This window comes from Streptomyces sp. NBC_00775 (assembly GCF_036347135.1).
In the GTDB taxonomy this organism is placed as follows: Bacteria; Actinomycetota; Actinomycetes; order Streptomycetales; family Streptomycetaceae; genus Streptomyces; species Streptomyces lutosisoli.
Genome location: NZ_CP108938.1, coordinates 5,270,778 through 5,292,101, shown reverse-complemented (window position 1 = coordinate 5,292,101; position 21,324 = coordinate 5,270,778). Strand labels below are relative to the sequence as shown.

Below are 21,324 nucleotides of genomic sequence, written 5' to 3'. Positions count from 1 at the left end.
CCGTAAGTCTCCTGTCGCATCGCATGAGCTGCGTGATTTACCTTGGGATGTATGCATGTGCGTTTTTACGGGACGGTCTGCTGGGTACGGTCTTTCGGGAGGTGCTGCCCAGTGAGCCAGTCCCTGACCCCGTCCGTGCACCAGCCGCCCGCTCCCGCCCTCGCGGAGCTGGACCTGACCGGAGACCTCGCCAGGCCCGCCCGGCTGACCGTGCCCGACCTGCTGGCCTGGCCCCAGCGCCGGGCCGAGGTCAGTTTCGAGTGCGCCACCAGCGGCGTACAGCACCACCGGTTCGAGGGGCCGCTGCTGCATGACGTCCTGCGGGACGCCGGGCCGGGTTTCGACCCGGCCCGCCGCAAGGACCGGCTGCGCTTCCTCATCGCGGTGACCGGGGCGGACGGCCACCACGCCCTGCTGACCTGGGCCGAGATCGACCCGGACTTCGCCGACGCCCCGGTCCTGCTCGCGGTCGGCATCGACGACACCCCGCTCGACCGGGCCGGCCCCCAGCTGGTGCTGCCGCAGGACCGCTGCGGGGCCCGGCACATCAGCGGGATCAACGCGATACGGGTGGACGGCGGCTACGACCCGGGCTGATCCCTGGTGTTCGCGTCGCCCGTCGCCGGGCCCGCCGCGTCGAGGGCCAGCCACACCCGGTCGCGGGTCAGCGGCAGTTCCGTGAAGCGCAGGCCGGTGGCGTCGCGCAGGGCGTTGGCGAAGGCCGGGGCGACCGGGTTGAAGGGGCTCTCGCTCATCGACTTGGCGCCGAGCGGGCCGATGGTGTCGGCGGTCTCCACGAAGTGGACCTCGGTGCGCGGGACGTCGGCGTACTGGGGGAGCCGGTAGCGGCGGAAGGCGGCCGTCTCGACCTCGCCGCGCGCGTCGAGCCGTACGTTCTCGAAGAGGGTCGCGCCCAGCGCCTGGGCGACCCCGCCCTCGACCTGGCCGCGGCACTGCATCGGGTTCATGACCTTGCCCGCGTCGGCGGCGTGCACACTGCGCAGGACGCGGATCTCGCCGGTGCCGGGGTCGACGGCGAGGCGGAACCACTGGGCGTTGAAGGCGACCGAGCGTGGGGTGCCGCCGAAGTGCCCGTCGGCGGTGAAGGAGACACCGACCGCCTTCGCGGCCTCGTACAGCTCCTTGAGCGCGAGCCGTCCGCCCGGGTGGAGTACCGCCTCCTCCGCGAGCCTCAAGTCGGTCCGCGGCAGCCGCAGTTGGGCGGCGGCGAAGTCGAGGAGCAGGTCGGCGAGGGCGCGGGAGGCGCGCAGGGTGGCCTTGCCCGCGACGACGGTGCCGGTCGAGGCGAAGGCGCCCGTGTCATGGCGTACGACGTCGGTGTCGGACTGGCGGACGGTGATCCGGTCGACGGTGGTGGCGAGTTCACCGGCCGCGATCTGCCGGTGGACGGTGGTGGTGCCGTTGCCGAACTCGGCGGTGCCGACGCACAGTTCGAAGTTCCCGTCGGGCAGCAGGGTCGCCTTGGCGTCGGCGATGTGGCCGCCGGGCGGTCCCGTCGCGATCATCGCGAGCGCCGTGCCCTCGCCCACCAGCCAGCCCTCCGGGGCGGGTTCGGCCGTCACCGGTTCCGTCACCGGTTCCGCCTGGGCGCGGCGGACGACGGCGAGGCACTGGTCGAGGCCGTAGCTGGCGATGTGCAGGTCCTCCTCCTCACCGCCGGGGGTGATCATCGGCTCGCCGGGGCCGATGATGTTCTTCGCCTTGAACTCCAGGGGGTCCAGGCCCAGTTGGCGGGCGAGCTCGTCGAGGGCGGACTCCATCGCGAACATCACCTGGCCGAGGCCGTAACCGCGGAAGGCGCCGGCCGGGACGGTGTGCGTGTACACGGAGAAGGCGTCGACCTTCTTGTGCGGGGCGCGGTAGACGGCCATCGACTCGCCGACGCTGTGGAACATCACCGCCGGTCCGTGATTGCCGTACGCGCCCGTGTTGGAGACGACGCGCAGCTGGAGGGCGGTGAGGGTGCCGTCGCGGCGGGCGCCGGCCTTCACGTGGATGGTGAACGGGTGGCGGGTGGTCGCCCCGTAGAACTGTTCGGCGCGGGTGTACTCCAGTTTCACCGGGCGGCGCAGCCGCAGCACCGCCAGGGCCACGATGTCCTCGACGAGCATCTCCTGCTTGCCGCCGAAGCCGCCGCCGACCCGGCCCGCGACGACCCGCACCTGTTCCGGGGGGAGGTCGTACAGGGCGCACAGGGCGCGCCGGGTCAGGAACGGTGTCTGTGAACTGGTGCGTACGTTCAGCCTGTCGTCCTCGTCGAACCAGGCCACCGCGCCGTGCGTCTCCAGGCTGGCGTGCTGGACGCGCTGGGTGCGGTACGTGTCCTCGTACACGGCGTCGGCCTCGGCGAAGCCCGCCTCGACGTCACCGATCTCGCCGTGCGCCTCGCCGACGACGTTGTTCCGGGGGCGGGCGATACGGGCCGTGGCCGCGTCCTTGTCGTGCACGACCGGCGCGCCGGGCCGCATCGCCTCCTCGGGGTCGACGACCGCGGGCAGCACCTCGTACGTCACCTCGACGCGGCGGCAGCCCTCCTCGGCGGCGGCCTCGCTGTCCGCGACCACGGCGGCGACGCGCTGGCCGATGAAGCGGACGGTGTCGTCGAGGACGCGGGTGTCGTCCGGGTCCTCCGTGGGGTGCTCGTGGCGGGCGGTGGAGAAGTGCCGCTCCGGGGCGTCCTGGTGGGTGAGGACGGCGTGGACGCCGGGCACGCGCAGGGCGGCGGAGGTGTCGATCGCGGTGATACGGGCGTGCGGGTGCGGGGACCGCAGCAGCTTCATGTGCAGCAGGCCCGGGATGTCGACGTCGAAGGTGTAGCGGGCGGTGCCGGTGACGACCTGGGGCCCGGCGGGGGCGGGCAGATTGCGGCCGACCGCCTCCCCGGCCGAGGGTGCCTCGGCGTGGCAGACACCCCGTACGGCGTCCTCGATGGCCCGGTAACCGGTGCAGCGGCAGAGGTTTCCCTTGAACGCCCGGGGGAGATCGGCGAGTTGGTCCTCGTTCAGTGCCGCGGTCGTCATCAGGAAACCGGCCGTGCAGAAGCCGCACTGGAAGCCTTGCGCGTCCAGGAACTTCCGCTGTACGGGGTGGAGTTCGCCGTCCGGCGACGCAAGCCCCTCGACTGTGGTGACCTCGCGGCCGTCGGCCCGGAAGGCCGGGTAGAGGCAGCTGTGCACGGGCTCGCCGTCCACATGGACCGTGCAGGCGCCGCAGTCGCCCGCGTCGCAGCCCTTCTTCACACCGAACCAGCCGCGCTCACGCAGATACGTGCGCAGACACTGCCCGGGGCGTGGCTCGTCCGCGAAGGACCGGCCGTTGACCTCGATCCTCATGCTGCCGCCTCTCCCAGTTCCCGGCGGATCTCCTCCGCGTACCGGAACGTCATGTGCCGCCGCCACTCGGGCAGCCCGTGGATGTCGTCGAACCACTCGTCGTCGCCGACGGCCGCCTCGATCGCCGTACGCAGTCCGTGGGCGGTCGGCGGCAGCGGGAACCACAGCCGCACCGGCCGGACGGTGGCCGCGGTGACCGTGACGGCGAGGGAGTGGTCGACCGGGTCGAGCGTGCCGATGACCAGGACACCCGAGCGGCCGAGCCCGTACAGCGACGCCTGCCGGAACGCCGTACGGCAGTCGAGCGCGCGGGCCGGCAGGGTGACGGACCGCAGCAGTTCGCCCTCGGCGAGGACCTTGCGGCCCGCTCCGGTGACGAAGTCCGCGACACGCACCCGGCGGAGTGCGCCGTCCTGGGCCAGCAGCAGGCACTCGCCGTCCAGGGCCGCCGTGAGGGAGATCATCGGGCCGGCCGGGAGGGCGTTGCAGAGGTTGCCGCCGACCGTGGCCATGTTCCAGATCTTGAAGGAGGCGAGGAAGGCGCGGCAGCACTGCTCGAAAAGGGGCGCCGCCCGCGCCCGCAGCTCCTTCGCGTGGCGCGACAGCTGGGCGATCGTGCAGGTCGCGGCGATGCCGAGGGAGCCGTCGGGGTGGTTTCGCACGGGCGTCCAGCCGGTCCGGCTCAGGTCGACCAGGCGCCGCAGGCGCGGCTGCGGCTCCGAGAACAGATAGGTTCCGCCGCCGAGCCAGGCGTCGCCCGGCCGCCAGGGCGCGGGATGCCGGGCGTCCCGTATCTCCATCACCGTGTTCAGGTCCATGGCCGTCAGTGAAGCAACGCGAGAGGGGCCCGGACGACTGGTGCACGGCACGGAAAGTCCGAGGGTTTCGGCGGGGTTGTTGGGTGATCAACCAAGGAGTGAACCTGGGGCGTACTCGTTCGTAGGCTTGCATTTACTATGCATTTACTCGCACTTGCCTGGTGAATGCGGTTGCACGAGGAGCCTCAGCACATGTACGTCCACCATCTCCTGAACGACGAATCCCTCGGCCTGCGCCTGCTCTGGGCCGAGGAGCCGCAGCTGCGGCGGGAGATCAGCGGGGTGACCGCGACCGACCTGGAGGACCCGGCCCGTTTCGTGCGCCCCGGCGAGGTCGTACTCAGCGGGCTGGTGTGGTGGAACCAGGAGGACGGCGCGGACCGGGCGGAACGGTTCGTCTCGGCGCTGCGCGGCGCCGGGGCGGCGGTGCTGCTGGCCGGGGAGGAGACCCACGGGGTGGTGCCCGAGGACCTCGTCGAGGCCTGCCGCCGGTACGGGCTGCCGGTGGCGGCGGTCCCGGCCCACATCATGTTCCGGGCCATCACCGACACGGTCTATCTCCAGCAGTGGGGCGAGCTGAGCCGGCTGCACGCGCTGCCCGAGACCGTGCGCGGGCGGCTGCACCGGCTGCTGGCCCGCGAAGCCGGTCCCGACGACCTTGTCGAGGCCGCCTTCGCCCATCTCGACCGGCCCCTCGCGTACGTCTTCACGGCGACTGGACGGACGGTGGCGGCGACGGAGACGGCCACGGCGGTGCCGGTGCCCGCGCGGGAGGCCGTGGCGCTGATGGCGGGCGGGGCGGGGGTGACCCTTCCCGTCGAGTCCGAGACGGTCTCCCCGTACGGGCGCTGGCTGCTGCATCTGCCGCGAACCGACGACGCGCCGCCCCGGCTGCTGCAGGAGATCGCGGCGGTGCTGGCCCGCTGCCAGGAGTCGCGCGCGCGGCGCCGGGCCGGGGAACAGCAGGCGGCGGACGAACTCGGCGCGCTGCTGGTGCGGCCGGGGGCCGAGGTCTCCGCCGTACGGGGTGCGTTGCGGGCGTGCGGACTCGACGGCGCGGGGGCGTTCCGGGTGATCGTCGCGGATGCGTACGGGGATGGGGGCGCGGGCACGCACACGGACGCGGTCAGTGCCGGGCTCGCGGAAGGGGCGCTGGCGGAGGCGGTGGCGCATGTGCGGCCGGAGGGCGTGGCGGTCGGGCGGTTGCCGGACGGGGCCGCCTTCGCGGTCGTAACCGAGGAGGAGGACGGCTCGGCCGATGCCGCCCCCGCCCCCACCCCCGGTGCCGATCTCGGTACCGCCCTCGCCGTTGTCTGGCCCCTCCTCACCGGCTGCGAACCGGCCGTCCGGCTGCACGGCGGGATCGGGGCGGCCGGGGTCGGGCCCGAGGGGCTGAACGGGGCGCTGGAGCAGGCCCGCTACGCGCTGGCGTCGGCCCGTACCACCGGCCCGGACGCTTCGGTACTCACCGACGCGGCGTCGCTCACCGGCCTGGACACGCTGCTCACCGGCATACCGGCGGAGGTGCGCGCCGCGTTCAGCAGGACCGTGCTGGGCGGGCTGCTCGACCCCCGGAGCGCGTCCGCCGCCGTGCTCCTGGAGACCCTGGAGACCTTCCTGCGCTGCGACGGCTCCTGGGCGCGCACGGCCGAGGCGCTGCACCTGCACGTCAACACCGTCCACTACCGCATCGGGCGCATCGAGCACTTCACCGGCCGCGACCTGTCCCGCCTCCACGACCGGCTGGACCTGCGGGCCGCCCTGCTGTGCCGGGAGCGGCCCGGGCGGTGACCCACCGGACAGTGACAGAAACGCCCGTGGTCTGCGAACGTGAGCCGCCGAGGTGACGTGACGACGTGACCGGCCGACGGGAGGTGTGACCCATGCTGCTGCGTCAGCTGGAGTACCTGGTCGCGCTCGCCCGGGAGCGGCACTTCGCCCGCGCGGCGGCCGCCTGCTTCGTGTCCCAGCCGTCGCTGTCCGCCGCGATACGCCGCCTGGAGCACGAGCTGGACGTGCCGATCGTGCGCCGGGACAGGCGGTACGAGGGGCTCACCCCGGAGGGCGAGGTCGTCCTCGCCTGGGCGCACCGCATCCTCGCCGAGCGCGACGCCCTGCACCAGGAGCTGTCGGCGCTGCGCGGCGGCCTGGCCGGCACCCTGCGCCTGGGGATCGTGCCGACGGCGCTGCCGGCGGCCTCCCTGCTCACCACCCCGTTCTGCGAGCGGCATCCGGGGGCGCGGGTCCGCCTGGAGTCGCTGTCGTCCGCCGAGATCACCCACGGTCTCGCCGAGTTCGAGCTGGACGCGGCGATGACGTATCTCGACGACGACGAGCTCCGTCACGTACGCCGCTTCCCGCTGTACGAGGAGCGGTATGTGCTCCTGACCCCGGTGGACGGTCCGCTCGCCACCGCGTCCACCGCACGCTGGGCCGACGTGGCCGCCGTGCCGCTGTGCCTGCTCAGCCCGCGCATGCGCAACCGGCGGATCATCGACGAGTGCTTCGCCGCCGACGGTGCGACGGCCGCCCCGGCGATCGAGTCGGACAGTGTCGCCGGGCTGTACGCGCATCTGCCCGGCGGCCGCTGGTCCAGCGTGATCTCGCACGCCTGGCTGCACATGTTCGGGGTGCCGGACGGGATGCGGGTGGTGCCGCTGGTGGGGCCCGCGCACGGGCCGCGGGTGGGGCTCGTCGTGGCCCGGAGCGAGCCTCAGTCCGTGCTGGCCGAGGCGCTGTTGAAGGTCGCGCGGGAGGTGGGGGTACAGGACGCGCTGGACGCGCTGCTGAAGACGTATCTGGGCGCGGGGGGTTGAGCGGGGCGAGCAAGCAGGGGCTGTCGCTCAGGCGCGGTCGATGTGCACGTTGGTGGACTTCACCCGCGCCGTGGCCTCCATGCCGACCTCCAGGCCCAGCTCCTCCACGGCCTCCCGGGTCAGCAGGGAGACCAGCCGGTGCGGGCCCGCCTGGATCTCGACCTGGGCCGCGACATCGCCGAGCTTGACGGCGGTGACGATGCCGGGGAACGCGTTGCGCACGGAGGTGTAGGAGGCGTCTTCCTCACCACCGGTCTTCGCGAGCTCCACCGAGAACGCGGCGAGATCCCGCCCGTCGATGAGCCGCCGCCCGCCCTCGTCCCGATGCGTGGCCACCCGCCCGGCGTCCGCCCACCGCCGGGCGGTGTCGGGGCTCACGCCGAGGAGCCGGGCGGCCTGGCCGATGGTGTACGACTGCATGCGCGTGACGATAGGTCGGAAATCCTCGCACCTGCAAGCCAGGCCCGGCGGAAGGGTCAGGTCAGGAAGAGGACCGCCCCGTCGCGGCGGCTGCGGCGGGCTCGCCAGGTCAGTACCGTGAGGGCCGCCGCGAGCCAGCAGGCCCCGATCAGTGTTTCCCAGGCCGCCAGCCCGGCGGTGTGGGCACCCGCTCTCCCGGCCAGTACCTCGCGGACCGCGAGGAGGCCGTGGGTCAGCGGCAGGACATCGCCGATCCGGCCGAGCACCGGGCCGACGGCGCTCGCCGGAACCTCCGGGCCGCAGACGATCATCATCACCGTGAACGCGGCGTTGGAGACCACGTTGCGCAGGTCCGCGGCGGTCAGCACCAGGGAACCCAGGAACAGGCCGAGGCAGTAGCTCGTCATCGCGACGAGGACGAGCAGCGCGGCGAGCAGGGCCACCTTGGCCACGGTCAGCCGCAGGTCCGCCACGGGGGCGAGGATGAGCACCGCCCCCAGGCCGCACGCCACGCCGTCCGGCAGCCAGAACAGGCTCCGCCCCAGCAGGACCAGCGAGGGACTGCTGGGCGAGGCGACCAGCAGGGGCAGTGTGCCGTTCTGCAGTTCCCAGGTGGTCGACGCGGTTGCGAAGATGCCGTGCAGCGCCACCAGCGCCACCGCGTTGCCGATCAGCAGATAGCGGGCCTGGCCGGGGCCGAGCAGGTCGCCGATGGTGGTGAAGAACAGCACCTGGGCGAGCATCCGCACGAACCAGCCGAGCAGCCAGGTCTTCCACGTGAAGACCGTGGCGTAGTCGGCGGCTCCGGCGCGTGCCGCCCAGCCCAGCACCTGGAGACGGCGGCCGAGGCCACTGGACGCGTCCGGTGTGTCATCGGCTCGCGCGGCGGCCGTCGCGTCCGCAGCGGTGGCCATTTCATCCGTGCCGCCGCTCATGTCAGCCCCACCGTCCCGGTCTCCCGCACCAGCCGTACGACCCTGCCGAGCAGCAGCCGGCCGCCGAGTCCGGTGAGGAGCCCGAGGCCGAGGACGGCGCCGGTCCGCCAGGCCACCGAGGTGACGGGGGCCGGGCCCAGCGCGTCGCGCAGCAGGTCGGAACTCCAGGAGAGGTAGATGAGCCGGCCGATCGGATGGGTCCACTCCGGCAGCCGGTCGAGGGGGGTGAACACCCCGCCGAGCAGCAGCACCGGATAGCTCAGCGAGTTCTGGAAGGTGCGGGCGGTGCGCGTCGCCACGAACAGGGCGGCCATCAGGGTGGCGGACCCGGCGGTGGCGACCGCGGTGGCGAGCAGGCCCACGAGGAAGACGAACGGGTGCGGTACGTCGGGGACGATGCCGAAGCCGAGGATCGCGACGGCGGCGACCTCCACCACCGTCAGCAGACTGATCGCCGTGGTCACCCAGACCCGGCTGAGCACCACCCGGGCGAAGCCGGCCGGCGCCGCGATCTGGAGTTCCAGGGTGCCGAGCCAGCGGTCGTTGTCGACGACCTCCCCGGAGATCAGCATCGCCATGCTCCACACACCCATCAGCACCGGTGCGAGCAGCCCGTAGGCGAGGAGGTCCGGCCGGTCGTTGTGCCGGATCAGCAGCAGGAACACGGCGGCGAGCAGGGGCGTGCGCACCAGGTCGATGAGGTAGTCGCGGTGGGTCAGCACCAGCCGGCCCTGGAAGCGCCCGGCCGCGGCGAGCAGACTCACCGGTTCACCACGCTGCGCTTCTCGTTGCGGTGGACGAGCCGGAGGTAGACCTCTTCGAGGCTGGGCAGCTCCGTGCGTACGTCGGTGACGCCCTCGGCGACCACGAAGGCCAGCACGGTGCCGACGGCCTCCTGGCTGTCGACGGAGACGACCGCCGTGCCGTCGTCGGCCGGGTCCACGCCGAGGACACCGGCGAGGGCGCGCACCCGGTCGAGCAGCCCGGCATCGGCGCGGATGCGGACGCGTTCCTGCCGTGACACCAGCCGCGCCAGGGTCTTCGGCGCCTCCGCCGCGATCACCCGGCCGTGGTTGATCATCGTGACGCGGTCGCAGAGCACTTCCGCCTCGGCCAGGTCGTGCGTGGCGATGAGGATGGTGCGGCCCTCCCCGGCGAGCCGCTGGATCAGTTCGCGCAACTGGCGGGCGGCCAGCGGGTCCAGGCCGTTGGTGGGCTCGTCGAGCAGCAGGACGCGCGGGTCCCCGATGATCCCCCGGGCCAGGTGCAGCCGCTGGCGCATGCCGACCGAGAAGGTCTCCACGCGGTCGTCGGCCCGTTCGGCCAGGCCGAGTTCATCGAGCAGCGCGTCGGTCCTGGCGAGGCCCTTCTTGGTGGACATGCCGTACAACGCGGCCCAGTAGCGCAGATTCTGGCGGGCCGTCAGACGGGGATAGAGCCCGCGTTCGCCGCCGAAGACGATGCCGAGCAGCGGCCGGATCCGCCGGTGCTCGGTCACCAGGTCGTGGCCGAGCACATACGCGCTTCCGGAGGTCGGCAGCAGCACCGTGGAGAGGATCTTCATCAGGGTGCTCTTGCCGGCCCCGTTCGGGCCGAGCAGTCCGTGCACCTCGCCCTGCTCCACCTCGATCGAGACGTCGTCCAGGGCGGTGACCGCCGGGCCGCGCCGCACGCGGTACTCCCGCCGCAGCCGGCGGGTGTCGACGGCCAGGTGCGCACCGCCCGGCCGAGTGCCGCTGTCGCGCATCACGCTCCCGTTCGCACGGACGAAGAGTGGTTGGTGCCGGGTGTGCCGGATGTACTGGAGGGGGCGGATGCCGGGCCGCCCGCCTCGTCGAGCCATTCCTGCCGGGCGGCACCCGACACCAGCAGGAAGGAACCCAGCGGGGTCCGCGCGACCAGATGGCGGCCGATGTCGTCGAGCCGCAGCCGCTCGACGGGCTCGGCGTCCAGCGATCCGTCCATGGGGGCGTCCGGATGTACGCCGTCGGGCGCGTCCGGAGTCGCATCGGCGGGTGCGTCCAGCGGCACCCCGAACAGCGGCACCCCCGCGGCGAGCAGCCGCCGTGCGCCCGGCCGGCGGTGTACGAGGTCGGAGGCGAGGGCGGCGAGGCGTCCGCCGCGGCCCTCGATGCCGGACTGCGCGGCGAAGGCCGCCGCGCGCACCGGGCTGCTCCAGCGCACGGCGGTGCGCGCCGACCGCAGCAGCCGTGCGCGTACGGCCGCCGCGCGGGTGTGCGGCAACACCACCGCGGGCCGCCAGCCGAGGCGGCCGATCCCGCGCATCGCCTCCCGCCACTCCGGCCACAGGCCCGCCTTGTCGAGGTCGTCGCGCACCTGCCGTACGCCCTGCTCGTCCAGGGCCCGCAGCAGCAGGACCAGGTCGAGCAGGTCACGGGAGCGGAAGGGGCGTTCCCACCGTTCCGCGACCAGGGCGACCGTGCTCGCGGCCAGCGGGGAACGCGGCGGGCGGGCGAGCTGCCGGGCCGGTCCGTGGACGTCCGTCACGATCTCGGCGGTGAACAGGCCGACGGCGTAGGGATCCTGGGACGGATCGGGCGTCGGCTTGCGGAACTCCGCGCCCAGGTGCGGGGAGACGGTGTCGCCGGGGCGGGCGGGCCCCACGGTGAAGGCCTCCAACTCCCAGCCGGTGGCGGCCAGATGGCGGGCGCAGGCCCACAGATCGGCATGGCGGGGGCAGATGACGTCGAGGTCGCCGGCCGAGCGGAGTATCCCCGGCGGATAGAGGGCGGCGATCGTCATTCCCTTGAGGAGGAAGGCGTCGGGCGCGTGTTCCTGGAGGCGTTCCCAGACCTGTTGGTAACGCTCGACGCGTTCCCGGGCCAGCCGCAGCTCGGCCGTCTGGTCGTCCGTGAGCTTCTCGCCGCCCGCGGCCCACAGGCTCAGCAGGGTGGCGGCGAGCTTGTGCCGGCCGCCGCGGGCCGTACGCAGCGCGGTGTCGCGGGCGGACCGGGGCCCGGCCTCCAGCAGGGCGAGAACCGTGTCGGCCGTGACCGCGGTTCCGGTCGTTACTTCAGTCAACGCCGACTCCGCCCCCGTGAGCGAGCTTTTGTTGTGGTCGAAGGGGTGACGCGAAGGGAAAAGGAGATGCAAAAGAGTCGCGAAGGCGAGCGACGGAAGACGCGATCAGGATCTCCGGAAAACCGGACACACCGATCCCGATCGCATCGACACCGGTCGCTTACTTGCCCGGCTTCGGGCGGACCGTAACCTTCTTGAAGGCGACGCTCATGGGACCCTCCTTGATGTGTTCGGTCTTGGAAGTTAGCCTCAGCGTATTGCCTCGATTGGTGCATGACAACGGTGCAACTCGCTTTGCATACAGCCCAGTTGGCGTGAATCGCCGTGAAAGTCCAGGGGCCGCGACCGAGCGGAGAGTCGGAGGATCATGGCCGTCCAGGAGTGGTTGCGGGCTCCCTTCACACACGATCCCGTACGGCGCCGAACCTATCCGGACGACGTCTACTTCCGCGAGATGGCGGCTCTGCTGGACGGGCGGGACGCGGACGAGACCGAGCGGACACTCGGCCGTACCACCTTCGTCATGTTCAAGCCCGACGCCGTCGTCGGACGCCGTATCGAGCCCGCCCTCGACCTGCTGGCCGGCCACGGTTTCGTGCCGCTCGGCGCGCTGGAGGTCCGGGTCGACGCGCGGGTCTGCCGTGAGCTGTGGCGCTACCAGATCAACGCCGCGCCGCTGGCCGTCATCCGGGCCGTGGACATGATCCTGGAGTCGGGGCCGGCCTGCCTCTTCGTCGCGCTGCGGGACACCCGCGGTCCGGAGCGGACGGGGATGACGGCGGCCGAACGGCTCAGCGAGCTGAAGGGATCGTCCAAGAACCGGGACACGGGCGGCGCTTCACTGCGCGGCGCGCTCGGCTGCGAGCTGATGTGCCTCAACTTCCTGCACGCGCCGGACGATCCCGCCGATCTGATCCGTGAGGTGGGCGTCCTGCTGTCCGGGCGGCGGCGGGACGAGGTGCTGGCGATGCTGGCGGGCGAGCCGTCCGCCGAGCGGACCGCCGGGGTGGTGGCCGCCGCACGCCGGCTCTGCGCCGCCCATCCGGCTCACTCCCTGGCCCCGGCACCCGGCTCGGAGCTGCCGCCGCTGCCGCCGGTGGCCGACTCCGCCGGGCTCCTCGCCAGGGTGGACGAGCTGGCCGGCGACGACGGCGGGCTCCCGCTGTGGGACCGCATAGTGATCGCCGCACATCTGGTCGACGGCCTCCCGTCCGAGGGGACGGCGCTGATAGGACCGCCTCCCGGTACGCGCCTCAACCACCCCCGGACCACCAGGTCCACGACGGCCGCGACGCCCGCGACAGCGTGACGCCACTGCCCGCCGCCCATCCCTCGCCCAGGACTCCGCCCGAAAGGCCCGATCCCCGATGGACGACTCCCCGATGGACGATTCCCTCATGGACGACGTCACGCTGCACGGCCCGGCGAGCTGGGAAGGGCCGGTGCGCCGGTACGGGCCGGTGGCCCGGGTCGCCGTGCTCTCCGACATCCACGCGAACATCCCCGCCTTCGACGCGGTGCTCGCCGAGCCGGACGTCGCCGCGGCCGACCTCGTCGTCCTCAACGGCGACCTGACGTGGGGCCCGCAGCCGCAGGAGACGTACGAGCGGATCGTCGCGCTGGGCGAGCGCGCCCTGTGCGTGCGGGGCAACGCCGACCGGTACGCCGCCGAGATCGGCACCGCCGCGCGGGTGGCCGACACGCCCCGCCAGTCGTGGATCGCGGACCGGCACTCGCCCGAGGCCATCGGCTTCCTCACCCGGGTGCCCTTCGGGGTCGTGGTCGAGATCGAAGGGCTCGGCCCGGTGCACTTCTGCCACGGCTCCCCGCGCAGCGACCATGAACTGGTCACGCCGGGCACGCCGGAGGAGCGGTTCGCGCGGCTGTCCGCGGCCCTCGACGCACGTGTCCTGGTCACCGGGCACTCGCACCTCCAGTTCGACCGCGTGGTGGCGGGCCTGCGCAGCGTCAACCCGGGAAGCGTCGGGCTGCCGTACCACTCCGGCGAACCGGGCACCGCGTACTGGGCTCTGCTGGGCCCCGACGTCCGTCTGAGGACCACGCGGTACGACGTCTCGGACGCCGTCGCCCGCGCCCACCGGGCGGCGGACCCGGACGCCGAGCGCTATGCCGGCACCCTGATGAGCCCGCCCGTCCCGGAGAAGATCGTGGAGGAAGCGGAATCCCTCATTTTCGTCAATTGACAGCCGCTGCCGCTTCCGCCGCGCGCGGCATTCATTGTTTCCATTCCATCAACTCACCGAAACACAGGGAGAGTTGGGGTGGAAATGCTGGACCGTCCGGTGTTGACAGGCCAACTCGCCATGTGTTGACCTGTTCACGCAAAAACTGAAAGTTGTTTGGCACTTTTCTCTCGCACCTTTCCGGCAAGCAGGAGGAATCCATGCAGACAGCTCCACTCGCCACCCCGAAGACCACCACCACGACGACACCCGCGCCGGTGATGCTGCTGCCGCGCCTGGTCGAGCGGATGATCACGGACCGTCAGGCCGTGCACATCGCCAAGTTCCGCACCACCTGCACCGACTGCGTGCCGAACTTCTGAGCACGGCGTCACGTGTCGGCGGACGTACGACAGCGTCCGCCGACCTGCGCGTGGTGCCCGAAGTCGTCGAACGGTGTCTGAGCACCGCGCCCCGCGGACTGTGCGTCCTGGCGGTCGACGGCCTGTCGTACGGCGTCGCGGAAGCGGCCCTCGCCCACGCCCGGACCCGCCCGCTGCGCTCCACGTTCCCCAGCACCTCGACCACCGCCTGGCTGACCGCCGTCACCGGCACCGATCCCTCCCGGCACGGTGCCCTCGGCATGGTCTACCGGGCGCCGGACGCCGACTGCGTCACCCACCTCATCACCGGGGAGACGTACGCCTTCGGTCCCTGCCCGCCGCCCAAGAACCCGTTGCTGCACGGTGGTCCGACCCTCTTCGACCGCGCCGTCGCCGCGGGCGGGGCCGCCTTCGTGGTCGGCGCCGAACTGGAGCGGCTGACCGGGGAGTGGGCCGCGGCGCTGCTGCACGGCGCCCGGGTCGTCCCGTCGTCGGCGGCCGAGCTGGACCCCGATCCCGTCGCGGTCGTCGAGCGGACGGTGCGCGAGGTCGAGGCCGTCCTCGGGGATCCCCACGACGTGCCACCCCTGGTGTGGGCCTACGTGAACCTCGACGACCACATCCACCTGGCCGGTTACGACGACCGCCTGCACGCGTCCCTGCGGCTCCTGGACATGGCGGCGAGCCGCTGGGCCGACGCCGGATGGAGCGTCCTCGCACACGCCGACCATGGCCAGGTCCCCGTCGCGCCGAAGGCCGAACTCCTCGACGCCTGGGCACGGTTGGACTCCCCCGCGCACTGCCGGATGCCCGGCGGCGGCGCGGGCCGCGTCCGCTGGATGTATCCGCTGCCGGGTCACGAACGGGAGCTCGCGGCCGCCCTGGGCGACGCACTCGGCGACCACGCGCTCGTCCTGACCCCCGACGACCTGGCCGAGCGGGGACTGCTCGCCGCGACACCCGTCGTCCGCGAACGCATCGGCGCGGTGGTCGCCCTCGCCACCTCCGCGGCCTTCCCCGTGCCCGACCCCACCGTCGCCTGGGAGCACGGATCCCTCAGCGACGACGAGATGTTCGTACCCCTCGCCGCCTGGAACGCACCGCTCGCCCAGGACTCGTAGTACCAGCACCCCCAGACGAAGACGCGTAGTACCCAGCACCCCCGGACGAATAGGAGAAACGGTGAGCACGGTCGTGTTCCGCAACAAGACCGGTGGTTCGGAGACCCTGTACGCGGCACCGGGCCAGAACCTCCTCGATGTGCTGCGCCTGCACGGCATCCCGGCCAACGCGGTGCTCGCGTACCGGAACGGGGCGGTGATCCCCGAATCGGCGGTCGTCGTCGAACCCGACGACGTCATCGAGGTCCGTCAGGTACGGCACTACGACCTCGACGTGCTGCGCAAGCCCAAGGAGCACGTCTACGCCGCGCCGGACCCCGTGTACTCCAAGTCCGTCCTGTTCGACCACGGCGGCACCCTGGAGCGCCGCACCGAGCAGCTCACCGCCGAGACCTTCGTGCAGTACGTCGAGGAGACCTTCGTCCAGAGCATCACCTCCGGCGGCACGATGCGCGCCGGGGACCGCGCCGTCATCGGTCTGTCGGGCGGCCGGGACAGCGTCGCCTACCTCAAGCTGCTCGAACGCACCCGGGGCCGCTGGCCCGAGATCGACATGACCGCCGTCACCATCACCGGGCTGCCCGACTGGGACGAGCCGGCGACCTTCCAGATCGCGCTGGACTCCTGCGCGGGTCTCGGCCTGGAGCACACGATCGTCACCGCAGACGACGTGGCCGACGTGTTCAAGCTGCGCGAGCCGTTCGTCGACGTGATGAACAAGGTCGTCGCCGGCGAGCACCGCAACATGAACATGGTGATCGGCCACCAGGTGCTGCGCCGCATGCTGGAGCGGGAGGCCGGGCGCGCCGGCGCCTCGGTCGTGGCGTTCGGCTTCAACGCCGACGACCTGGTGGCCAGCATGGTCACCTGGTTCACCACCGGCTACCGGATGGGCGGCATCCCGGTCCGCGAACTGGGCGATCTGCGGTACGTCTTCCCGCTCTACCGCATCACCAAGAAGGAACTGACCCTCTACCTCGAACTCGTCGCGCCGGAGCTCAGCCGGCAGGGCGCCCCGGGCCGGTTCACCACCGGCTCCGACGAACGCTCCATGGCCTACGCGATGGCCGACCACCTGTACGACCTCTGGCCGGGCATCGACTACTACCTGTTCAACGCCTTCGAGAACGTGCAGCGCAGTCTGCTGCCGGTGGTCGACGACCTGTGCCGGGTCTGCGGCGGCCGGTATCTCCTGATGGAGGGCGTGCCCAACCCGGCCGGACTGTGCGACGTGTGCGGCTTCCTCCACCGTCAGGAGGCGCTGCGGGCGGACGCCGTATGACCGATGACGATGACGTGAGGGGCGGCGGCGCGGGCCGCCCCTGGTACCAGGGCTTCTTCGGCGAGGAGTTCTGGGCCGTGGCGGCCCACGAGTACACCGCCGAGCGCACCGCGTCCGAAGCCGACTACCTGGCCGCCGTCCTCGACGCCTCGGCCCCGGGCCGCCGCGTCCTCGACCTGGGCTGCGGCACGGGGCGGCACGCGGTCGCGCTGGCCGGGCGCGGGTTCCGTGTCACCGGCGCCGACACGGGCGCGTGGGCCCTGCGGCAGGCCGCGGCGACGGCCGCCGCGGCCGGCGTGGAGGTGGAGTGGCTGCACCTCGACCTGTTGCGCGAACTCCCCTGGCCGGTGGGCGGGTTCGACGCGATCGTCTGCGTGCAGTCCTTCGGATGGGGCAGCGACGCCCAGCAGTTGCGGCTGCTCCGGGAGGCCCGCCGGGCACTCGTTCCCGGCGGGCTGCTGATCCTCGACCACTCCAACGTCCTGACGATCGCGGGCCATTACGTGCCCGAGGCCACCTTCGAGACCGAGGGGCTGCGGGCCGTCTTCCGCCGCGACTACCGGGTGGCCACCGGCCGCAGCGCCGGTTCGATCGAGGTCCGGCGCGGCGGCGGGGAGCCGGTGGTCATCCATGACGACGTACGGCTCTACCAGCCCGCCGAGGTACGGGACCTGCTGATCCGCGCCGGGTTCCAGGTCGAGCGCGCCGACGCCGACTTCACGGCCGGCCGGGAGGCCGCGCTCACGACCAGATACGTGCAGTTCGTGGCCCGCAACCCGGAGGGCGGGGACACCACCGCGATCACGGCGTGGGAACGGCCCGCCGCCGGGGGGCTTGTCGGATCTGCCGGATCGGGGGATGCGGCCGGCCCCGGGGATGTCGTGGACCTGCGCTGGTCGCCCGACGAGATCGACTTCGTACGGTCCTCGGTCGACCGTGCCTTCGAGGGGGTCACCGCCGACGCGGCGCGCGCCTACCACGTGACCGACCCCTACGCCGCCGCACAGGCCGCGCCGGTGCTGTCCGCGCACTTCGGCCTCGAACTCCCCCCGGACACGGTGACGGCCGGCACCGGAGCCACCGGTCTGCTGCACGCCTGCGCGGCACTGGCGCAGCCGGGCCCCGTGCTGCACCTGCGCGGCGGTCACCCCGACCTGCCGCGCTGGGCCGCGCGCCTGGGCACCGAGGCCGTCGCGACCCGGATCGAGGACCTGGCCGCCGACCTCGACCGGCACGCCCCCTCGGTCCTCGTGCTCGACCGCCCGACGATCACCGGGGACCTGTACGGCAGGGCGGCGCTGGACGAGATCGCCCGGGCCGCCCGCGCACACGGCACGACCGTGGTCCTCGACGAGGCGTACGCCGTGTACGCGGGGCCGGACGCCAGCTGCGTACCGGCGGTCGCCGAGCACGACAACCTGATCGTCGTGCGCAGCATGTCCAAGGGCTACTGCTGCGGCGGACTCCGGGTCGGCTTCGCGGTCGCCGCGCCCGCGCTGACCCGGCGGCTGCGGGAGGCCGCGCCACCGCTGGGCGCGAACGGCTACGGTCTGGCCGTCTCCCTCGGCCTGCTGGCGCAGGGCGACGTCTTCGCCGCGCTGCGGGCCAGGATCGCCGAGGTGAAGCCGGAGATGGCGGCGCTGCTGCGGGGGGCGGGGCTCGCGGTGACGGAGGGAGCCGCCTGTCTGCCCTGGGTGACCGCACCGGCGGACGACACGGCCGGGGCCTTGCTCGAGAAGCTCGGGCTGAGGGTCAAAGAGGTGGAGGGGCAGGGGTTTTGGGGCACGGGTGCGGGGCCGGGGGCCCATGGGGATGGGCTGTCGGGTGCGGGGGCTGCCGGTCGCGGGCCGTCCGGACCGGAGAGCGGTGGCAGGCTCTTCAAGATCGCTGTCCCGCTGTCGGACGCCCGGCTCACGGCCTTCCGCGCCGCCTTCGCCCAGGGCGGATAGCTTGAGCGGCCTCAGTGGTCCAAGTGGCCTCAACGGTCTGGTCGGTGACATCCACCAGGCCATCGACGCCGACGAAGCGATGCGCTGGGTCGCCCGGCTGGCCGAATGGGACCGGTATCAGGGTGCGGAGGGGATCGCCGAGGCGGCCGACTTCGTCGCGGGTGAGGCCGAACGCGTGGGGCTGGCCGACGTCGAGGTGCTGAGCTTCCCCACGGACGGCACGACCGCGTGGTGGACGTACACGGCGCCCTCCTCCTGGACACCGCGCGCCGCGCACCTGTCGCTCAACGGCCGCCCCCCGCTGGTCAGTTACCCGTCCCAGCCCTACGCCCTCGCGGCGAACTCGGCGGCCACGGACGGCGAGGTGCCGCTCGCGCTGTCGCGGGAACCGGGCTGGCCTCCGGGCGCGCTGGTCCTCGTCGGGTCGGCGGCCGGCCTCGGCCCCGGCCTGTTCGCCCGGATGCGGGCCGAGAAGGCGAGCGGGTTCTGTGTGACGACCCATCCCGACCGGCCCGGCCAGGCGGGGCGGGTCGAACTGCCCGGCGACAGCGCCCTGTTCGGCTTCAGCGTGTTCCCGGCCCAGCTGGACGAGCTGCTCCGCGCGCACCGGCGGGGCGATCGGGTCCGGGTGGTCGTCGACGTCGACACCGGACCCCGCCGGATGCCCGTGGTGGTCGCCCGCACCCCGTCGGGTTCGGCGGCGGAGGGCGACGCGTGTCTGCTCGGCGCCCACCTGTGCCATCCGGCTCCCGGGGCCAACGACAACGCCTCGGGTGTCGCGGCGGCACTGGCGGCCGGACGCGTGCTCGCGGGGCGGTCGCTGCGCCGTCCCGTCCGGTTCGTCTGGGCACCCGAGTTCGTGGGCCTGGCCGCCTACGTCCACCAGGCGGTCGAGGAGGGCACCCGGCCGCTGCCCGCGATGGCGGTCAACCTCGACATGGTGGGCGAGGACCAGCGCCGCTGCGGGGGTCCGCTGATCGTCGAGTACGGCCCGGAGTACCTCCCGCACTACGCCAACGCCCTGGTCGAAGCCTGCGTACGGGCCCTGCCGCCCGCCGCGCGCTCCTACAGCGGTGCCGTCGGCTGCGACACCTGGGCCTGGCGTACGACACCGTTCGTCGGCGCCTCCGACCACGCGATCCTCGCCGACCGGGCGATCGGCGTCCCCGCCGTACAACTGGGGCACTGGCCCGACCGGTTCAACCACTCCGGTGCTGACACGCTCGACAAGGTCGATCCGTGGGAGCTGCGCAGGTCCGCCGCGATCGCGGCGTCCGCGGCCGCCGTCGCGGCGACGGCCGGGGGACGGGACGCCGACCGCCTCGCCCAGCTCCTGACCCGCTGGACGGCCCGCCGGATGACCGCCTGCCTGCCGTCCGCCGACGGGCCGTCCCCCGACGGGCCGGGCGGGGACCGGTCGGCCGTCGCCCGGCTGACGCGGCGCTGGCACTACGGCCGGGACGCCCTGCGCACCCTGCGCCCGCTCGGCGCGAGCCCGCGCGTGCTCGACCGGCAGGCGGAGCTCCTCGCCGGACTGCACCGCACGCTGTCGGCCGCCTGGGACGACGGTCTCGCGGCGCACCGGCCGCCGGCGCCGCGCGGTCCGGGCCTGCGCCGGGCCTGGCCCGGACCCTTCAACCTCCGGGCGCTGATGGGAGCCATGGCGGAGAAGGACCGCCAGTGGTTCCTGGAGGAGCTGACCGTGGACCGGGGCCGCTGCTACGCCGCCGCGATGGCCCTCGCGCAGAGCATCGACGGCACCGCCGACGCGGCGGCCGTCATCCGCACCGCCGAGCTGGACTCCGGGATCCGGCCGGCCACACCGGACTTCGGGGAGCGTTTCCTGGCGGCGATGACCGGGGCGGGCTGGGCCGACGAGGTCGCGGCGGACGTGGCCGAGCCGGACGGGCAGCCGCCGGTAACCGGGACGCACGAAGAAAGCGAAGAAAGAGGGGTCACGGCATGAGCACGAGCGGGCCGCGGGTCACCGTCGCCGAATCCATCGACGACCTCGACACCGCCCAGTGGCAGCGGGTGGCCGCCTCGGCCGCCGCCCCCGTCCACTACACCCCGGAGTATCTGCGGGCCTACCAGGACAACCCGCTCAGCCCGTACGCCGCCGTCCGCTATCTGACGGCCGTCGACGCCGGGCGGACCGTCGCCGTGCTGCCGTGCTATCTCGACAAGCAGGGCGACCCGTACGGCTTCCTGCGCGCCGTCGGCATCCCGGAGGCGGACGGCCCGGCGCTGCTCGGGCACAACTGGTACTGCTACGACACCCGGATCCCCGTGCTCGCCACGGACGCGGAGCACCGCGACCGGGTGCTCGCGGCGATGCTGGACGCCCTGGTGGAGCTGGGGGCCCGCGACGGCGCGCGGGCCACGGGTCTCGTCAGCGTCGCGGAGGGCGATCCGCTGCTCGCCGTGGCCCGCGGCAAGGGGTGGCGGGTGGCCCCGATCGTCACCCGCTTCCAACTCCCGCTCCAGGGCGTGACGACGTACGACGACTATCTCGCGAGGCTGGGCGCGAGGACCCGTCGCAACATCCGCCAGTACCTGCGCCGCGCGGCCGACGCCGGTGTCACGACGTCCGTCGAGGCCCCCCGGCCGGAGTTCCTGCGCACGGTCTGCGACCTCACCCGCCGCACGGCCGCCAAGTACGGCAGCGCGGACATGTATCCCGAGAGCGCCTTCATCGACTTCGTCATGGCCCTCGGCGACCGCGCCCGTGTCGTGCGCGTCGACCTGGGCGAGCGGACGCCGGCGGCCGCGGTGGTCCTGCTGGACGACCAGCGCCTGCACATGTGGGTGGGCGGCACCACTGACGCCACCGTCCAGGGCTTCAGCCCCAACTACCTCATGTGGGCCACGGAGATCCGCGCCGCCATCGAGGCGGGCAAGCAGTGGGTGGAGGGCGGCCGGAGCAACCGCCCGATGAAGGAACGCCACGGTATGAGACCGCTGCCGCTGTACGCGTGTGTCGCCCCCGGCTGACGAACGAGCCCTTTGACCAGGGGCACAG

18 protein-coding genes are annotated in these 21,324 nt (G+C 72.9%); 11 read left to right on the top strand and 7 right to left on the bottom strand.

Features of this window, described 5'->3' with window-relative positions; genetic code table 11:
• Positions 1-111: 111 nt before the first annotated feature.
• Entirely contained in the window at positions 112-597 is a 486-nt protein-coding gene (locus OIC96_RS23555) for a molybdopterin-dependent oxidoreductase (RefSeq protein WP_330305923.1), read from the top strand.
• Here the strand turns inward: OIC96_RS23555 and OIC96_RS23550 are convergent.
• Both OIC96_RS23550 and OIC96_RS23545 read right to left on the bottom strand, forming a co-directional pair.
• Positions 582-3,353, bottom strand: a complete 2,772-nt coding sequence (locus OIC96_RS23550) for a molybdopterin-dependent oxidoreductase (RefSeq protein ID WP_330305924.1) — start codon at positions 3,351-3,353, stop codon at positions 582-584. The genes OIC96_RS23555 and OIC96_RS23550 overlap by 16 nt on opposite strands.
• Positions 3,350-4,171 carry an FAD binding domain-containing protein gene (locus OIC96_RS23545; protein WP_330305925.1) on the bottom strand — a complete coding sequence of 274 codons (822 nt, stop codon included), beginning with the start codon at positions 4,169-4,171 and terminating at the stop codon, positions 3,350-3,352. The genes OIC96_RS23550 and OIC96_RS23545 overlap by 4 nt, the downstream gene beginning before the upstream one ends.
• 192 nt (positions 4,172-4,363) lie before the next feature.
• On the opposite strand from OIC96_RS23545, the gene OIC96_RS23540 reads away from it, so the two are divergent.
• Positions 4,364-5,962 carry a PucR family transcriptional regulator gene (locus tag OIC96_RS23540; RefSeq protein ID WP_330305926.1) on the top strand — a complete coding sequence of 533 codons (1,599 nt, stop codon included), beginning with the start codon at positions 4,364-4,366 and terminating at the stop codon, positions 5,960-5,962.
• 92 nt (positions 5,963-6,054) lie between these two features.
• The gene (locus tag OIC96_RS23535; RefSeq protein WP_330305927.1) at positions 6,055-6,987 is read left to right on the top strand and encodes a LysR family transcriptional regulator; all 933 of its coding nucleotides are present in this window, start codon (positions 6,055-6,057) and stop codon (positions 6,985-6,987) included.
• A gap of 27 nt (positions 6,988-7,014) precedes the next feature.
• Here OIC96_RS23535 and OIC96_RS23530 read toward each other — a convergent pair whose 3' ends face one another.
• The 5 genes from OIC96_RS23530 to OIC96_RS23510 are packed head-to-tail and all read right to left on the bottom strand — an operon-like array spanning position 7,015 to position 11,384.
• The gene (locus OIC96_RS23530; protein WP_330305928.1) at positions 7,015-7,407 is read right to left on the bottom strand and encodes a TOBE domain-containing protein; all 393 of its coding nucleotides are present in this window, start codon (positions 7,405-7,407) and stop codon (positions 7,015-7,017) included.
• Positions 7,408-7,463: 56 nt separating this feature from the next.
• Positions 7,464-8,342, bottom strand: coding sequence for an ABC transporter permease (locus tag OIC96_RS23525; RefSeq protein ID WP_330305929.1), 879 nt, complete (start codon positions 8,340-8,342; stop codon positions 7,464-7,466).
• A complete protein-coding gene (locus OIC96_RS23520; RefSeq protein ID WP_327430219.1) occupies positions 8,339-9,106 on the bottom strand; it encodes an ABC transporter permease in 768 nt (255 codons plus the stop codon). Before OIC96_RS23520 ends, OIC96_RS23525 begins: the two co-directional genes overlap by 4 nt.
• Positions 9,103-10,089 carry an ABC transporter ATP-binding protein gene (locus OIC96_RS23515; RefSeq protein ID WP_330305930.1) on the bottom strand — a complete coding sequence of 329 codons (987 nt, stop codon included), beginning with the start codon at positions 10,087-10,089 and terminating at the stop codon, positions 9,103-9,105. The genes OIC96_RS23520 and OIC96_RS23515 overlap by 4 nt, the downstream gene beginning before the upstream one ends.
• Positions 10,089-11,384 (bottom strand): nucleotidyltransferase family protein, encoded by a 1,296-nt coding sequence (locus OIC96_RS23510; RefSeq protein WP_330305931.1) that lies wholly within the window; start codon positions 11,382-11,384, stop codon positions 10,089-10,091. The genes OIC96_RS23515 and OIC96_RS23510 overlap by 1 nt, the downstream gene beginning before the upstream one ends.
• A gap of 367 nt (positions 11,385-11,751) precedes the next feature.
• Between OIC96_RS23510 and OIC96_RS23505 the strand changes: the two genes are divergently transcribed.
• The 8 genes from OIC96_RS23505 (at position 11,752) to OIC96_RS23470 (ending at position 21,296) form a co-directional block, all read left to right on the top strand.
• Positions 11,752-12,693 (top strand): hypothetical protein, encoded by a 942-nt coding sequence (locus tag OIC96_RS23505; protein WP_330305932.1) that lies wholly within the window; start codon positions 11,752-11,754, stop codon positions 12,691-12,693.
• Positions 12,694-12,781: 88 nt separating this feature from the next.
• A complete protein-coding gene (locus OIC96_RS23500; RefSeq protein ID WP_330462138.1) occupies positions 12,782-13,588 on the top strand; it encodes a metallophosphoesterase family protein in 807 nt (268 codons plus the stop codon).
• 200 nt (positions 13,589-13,788) lie between these two features.
• Positions 13,789-13,950: a hypothetical protein gene (locus tag OIC96_RS23495; RefSeq protein ID WP_327430224.1), complete on the top strand. Its 162-nt coding sequence runs from the start codon at positions 13,789-13,791 to the stop codon at positions 13,948-13,950.
• Positions 13,951-14,003: 53 nt separating this feature from the next.
• Positions 14,004-15,071 carry an alkaline phosphatase family protein gene (locus OIC96_RS23490; protein WP_330305934.1) on the top strand — a complete coding sequence of 356 codons (1,068 nt, stop codon included), beginning with the start codon at positions 14,004-14,006 and terminating at the stop codon, positions 15,069-15,071.
• Positions 15,072-15,132: 61 nt separating this feature from the next.
• Positions 15,133-16,353, top strand: a complete 1,221-nt coding sequence (locus OIC96_RS23485; RefSeq protein WP_327430226.1) for a hypothetical protein — start codon at positions 15,133-15,135, stop codon at positions 16,351-16,353.
• A complete protein-coding gene (locus tag OIC96_RS23480; RefSeq protein WP_330305935.1) occupies positions 16,350-18,302 on the top strand; it encodes an aminotransferase class I/II-fold pyridoxal phosphate-dependent enzyme in 1,953 nt (650 codons plus the stop codon). Before OIC96_RS23485 ends, OIC96_RS23480 begins: the two co-directional genes overlap by 4 nt.
• Before the next feature lies 1 nt (position 18,303).
• Positions 18,304-20,268 carry a DUF4910 domain-containing protein gene (locus OIC96_RS23475; RefSeq protein ID WP_330305936.1) on the top strand — a complete coding sequence of 655 codons (1,965 nt, stop codon included), beginning with the start codon at positions 18,304-18,306 and terminating at the stop codon, positions 20,266-20,268.
• Positions 20,265-21,296, top strand: coding sequence for a GNAT family N-acetyltransferase (locus OIC96_RS23470; RefSeq protein WP_330305937.1), 1,032 nt, complete (start codon positions 20,265-20,267; stop codon positions 21,294-21,296). The genes OIC96_RS23475 and OIC96_RS23470 overlap by 4 nt, the downstream gene beginning before the upstream one ends.
• Positions 21,297-21,324: the final 28 nt, after the last annotated feature.

Coding starts and splice junctions, on each gene's coding strand:
- OIC96_RS23550 (WP_330305924.1), bottom strand. CDS start 3,353: ATGAGGATCGAGGTCAACGGCCGGTCCTTCGCGGACGAGCCACGCCCC.
- OIC96_RS23515 (WP_330305930.1), bottom strand. CDS start 10,089: ATGCGCGACAGCGGCACTCGGCCGGGCGGTGCGCACCTGGCCGTCGAC.
- OIC96_RS23480 (WP_330305935.1), top strand. CDS start 16,350: ATGACCGATGACGATGACGTGAGGGGCGGCGGCGCGGGCCGCCCCTGG.
- OIC96_RS23500 (WP_330462138.1), top strand. CDS start 12,782: ATGGACGACGTCACGCTGCACGGCCCGGCGAGCTGGGAAGGGCCGGTG.
- OIC96_RS23540 (WP_330305926.1), top strand. CDS start 4,364: ATGTACGTCCACCATCTCCTGAACGACGAATCCCTCGGCCTGCGCCTG.
- OIC96_RS23495 (WP_327430224.1), top strand. CDS start 13,789: ATGCAGACAGCTCCACTCGCCACCCCGAAGACCACCACCACGACGACA.
- OIC96_RS23505 (WP_330305932.1), top strand. CDS start 11,752: ATGGCCGTCCAGGAGTGGTTGCGGGCTCCCTTCACACACGATCCCGTA.
- OIC96_RS23470 (WP_330305937.1), top strand. CDS start 20,265: ATGAGCACGAGCGGGCCGCGGGTCACCGTCGCCGAATCCATCGACGAC.
- OIC96_RS23545 (WP_330305925.1), bottom strand. CDS start 4,171: ATGGACCTGAACACGGTGATGGAGATACGGGACGCCCGGCATCCCGCG.
- OIC96_RS23535 (WP_330305927.1), top strand. CDS start 6,055: ATGCTGCTGCGTCAGCTGGAGTACCTGGTCGCGCTCGCCCGGGAGCGG.
- OIC96_RS23525 (WP_330305929.1), bottom strand. CDS start 8,342: ATGAGCGGCGGCACGGATGAAATGGCCACCGCTGCGGACGCGACGGCC.
- OIC96_RS23530 (WP_330305928.1), bottom strand. CDS start 7,407: ATGCAGTCGTACACCATCGGCCAGGCCGCCCGGCTCCTCGGCGTGAGC.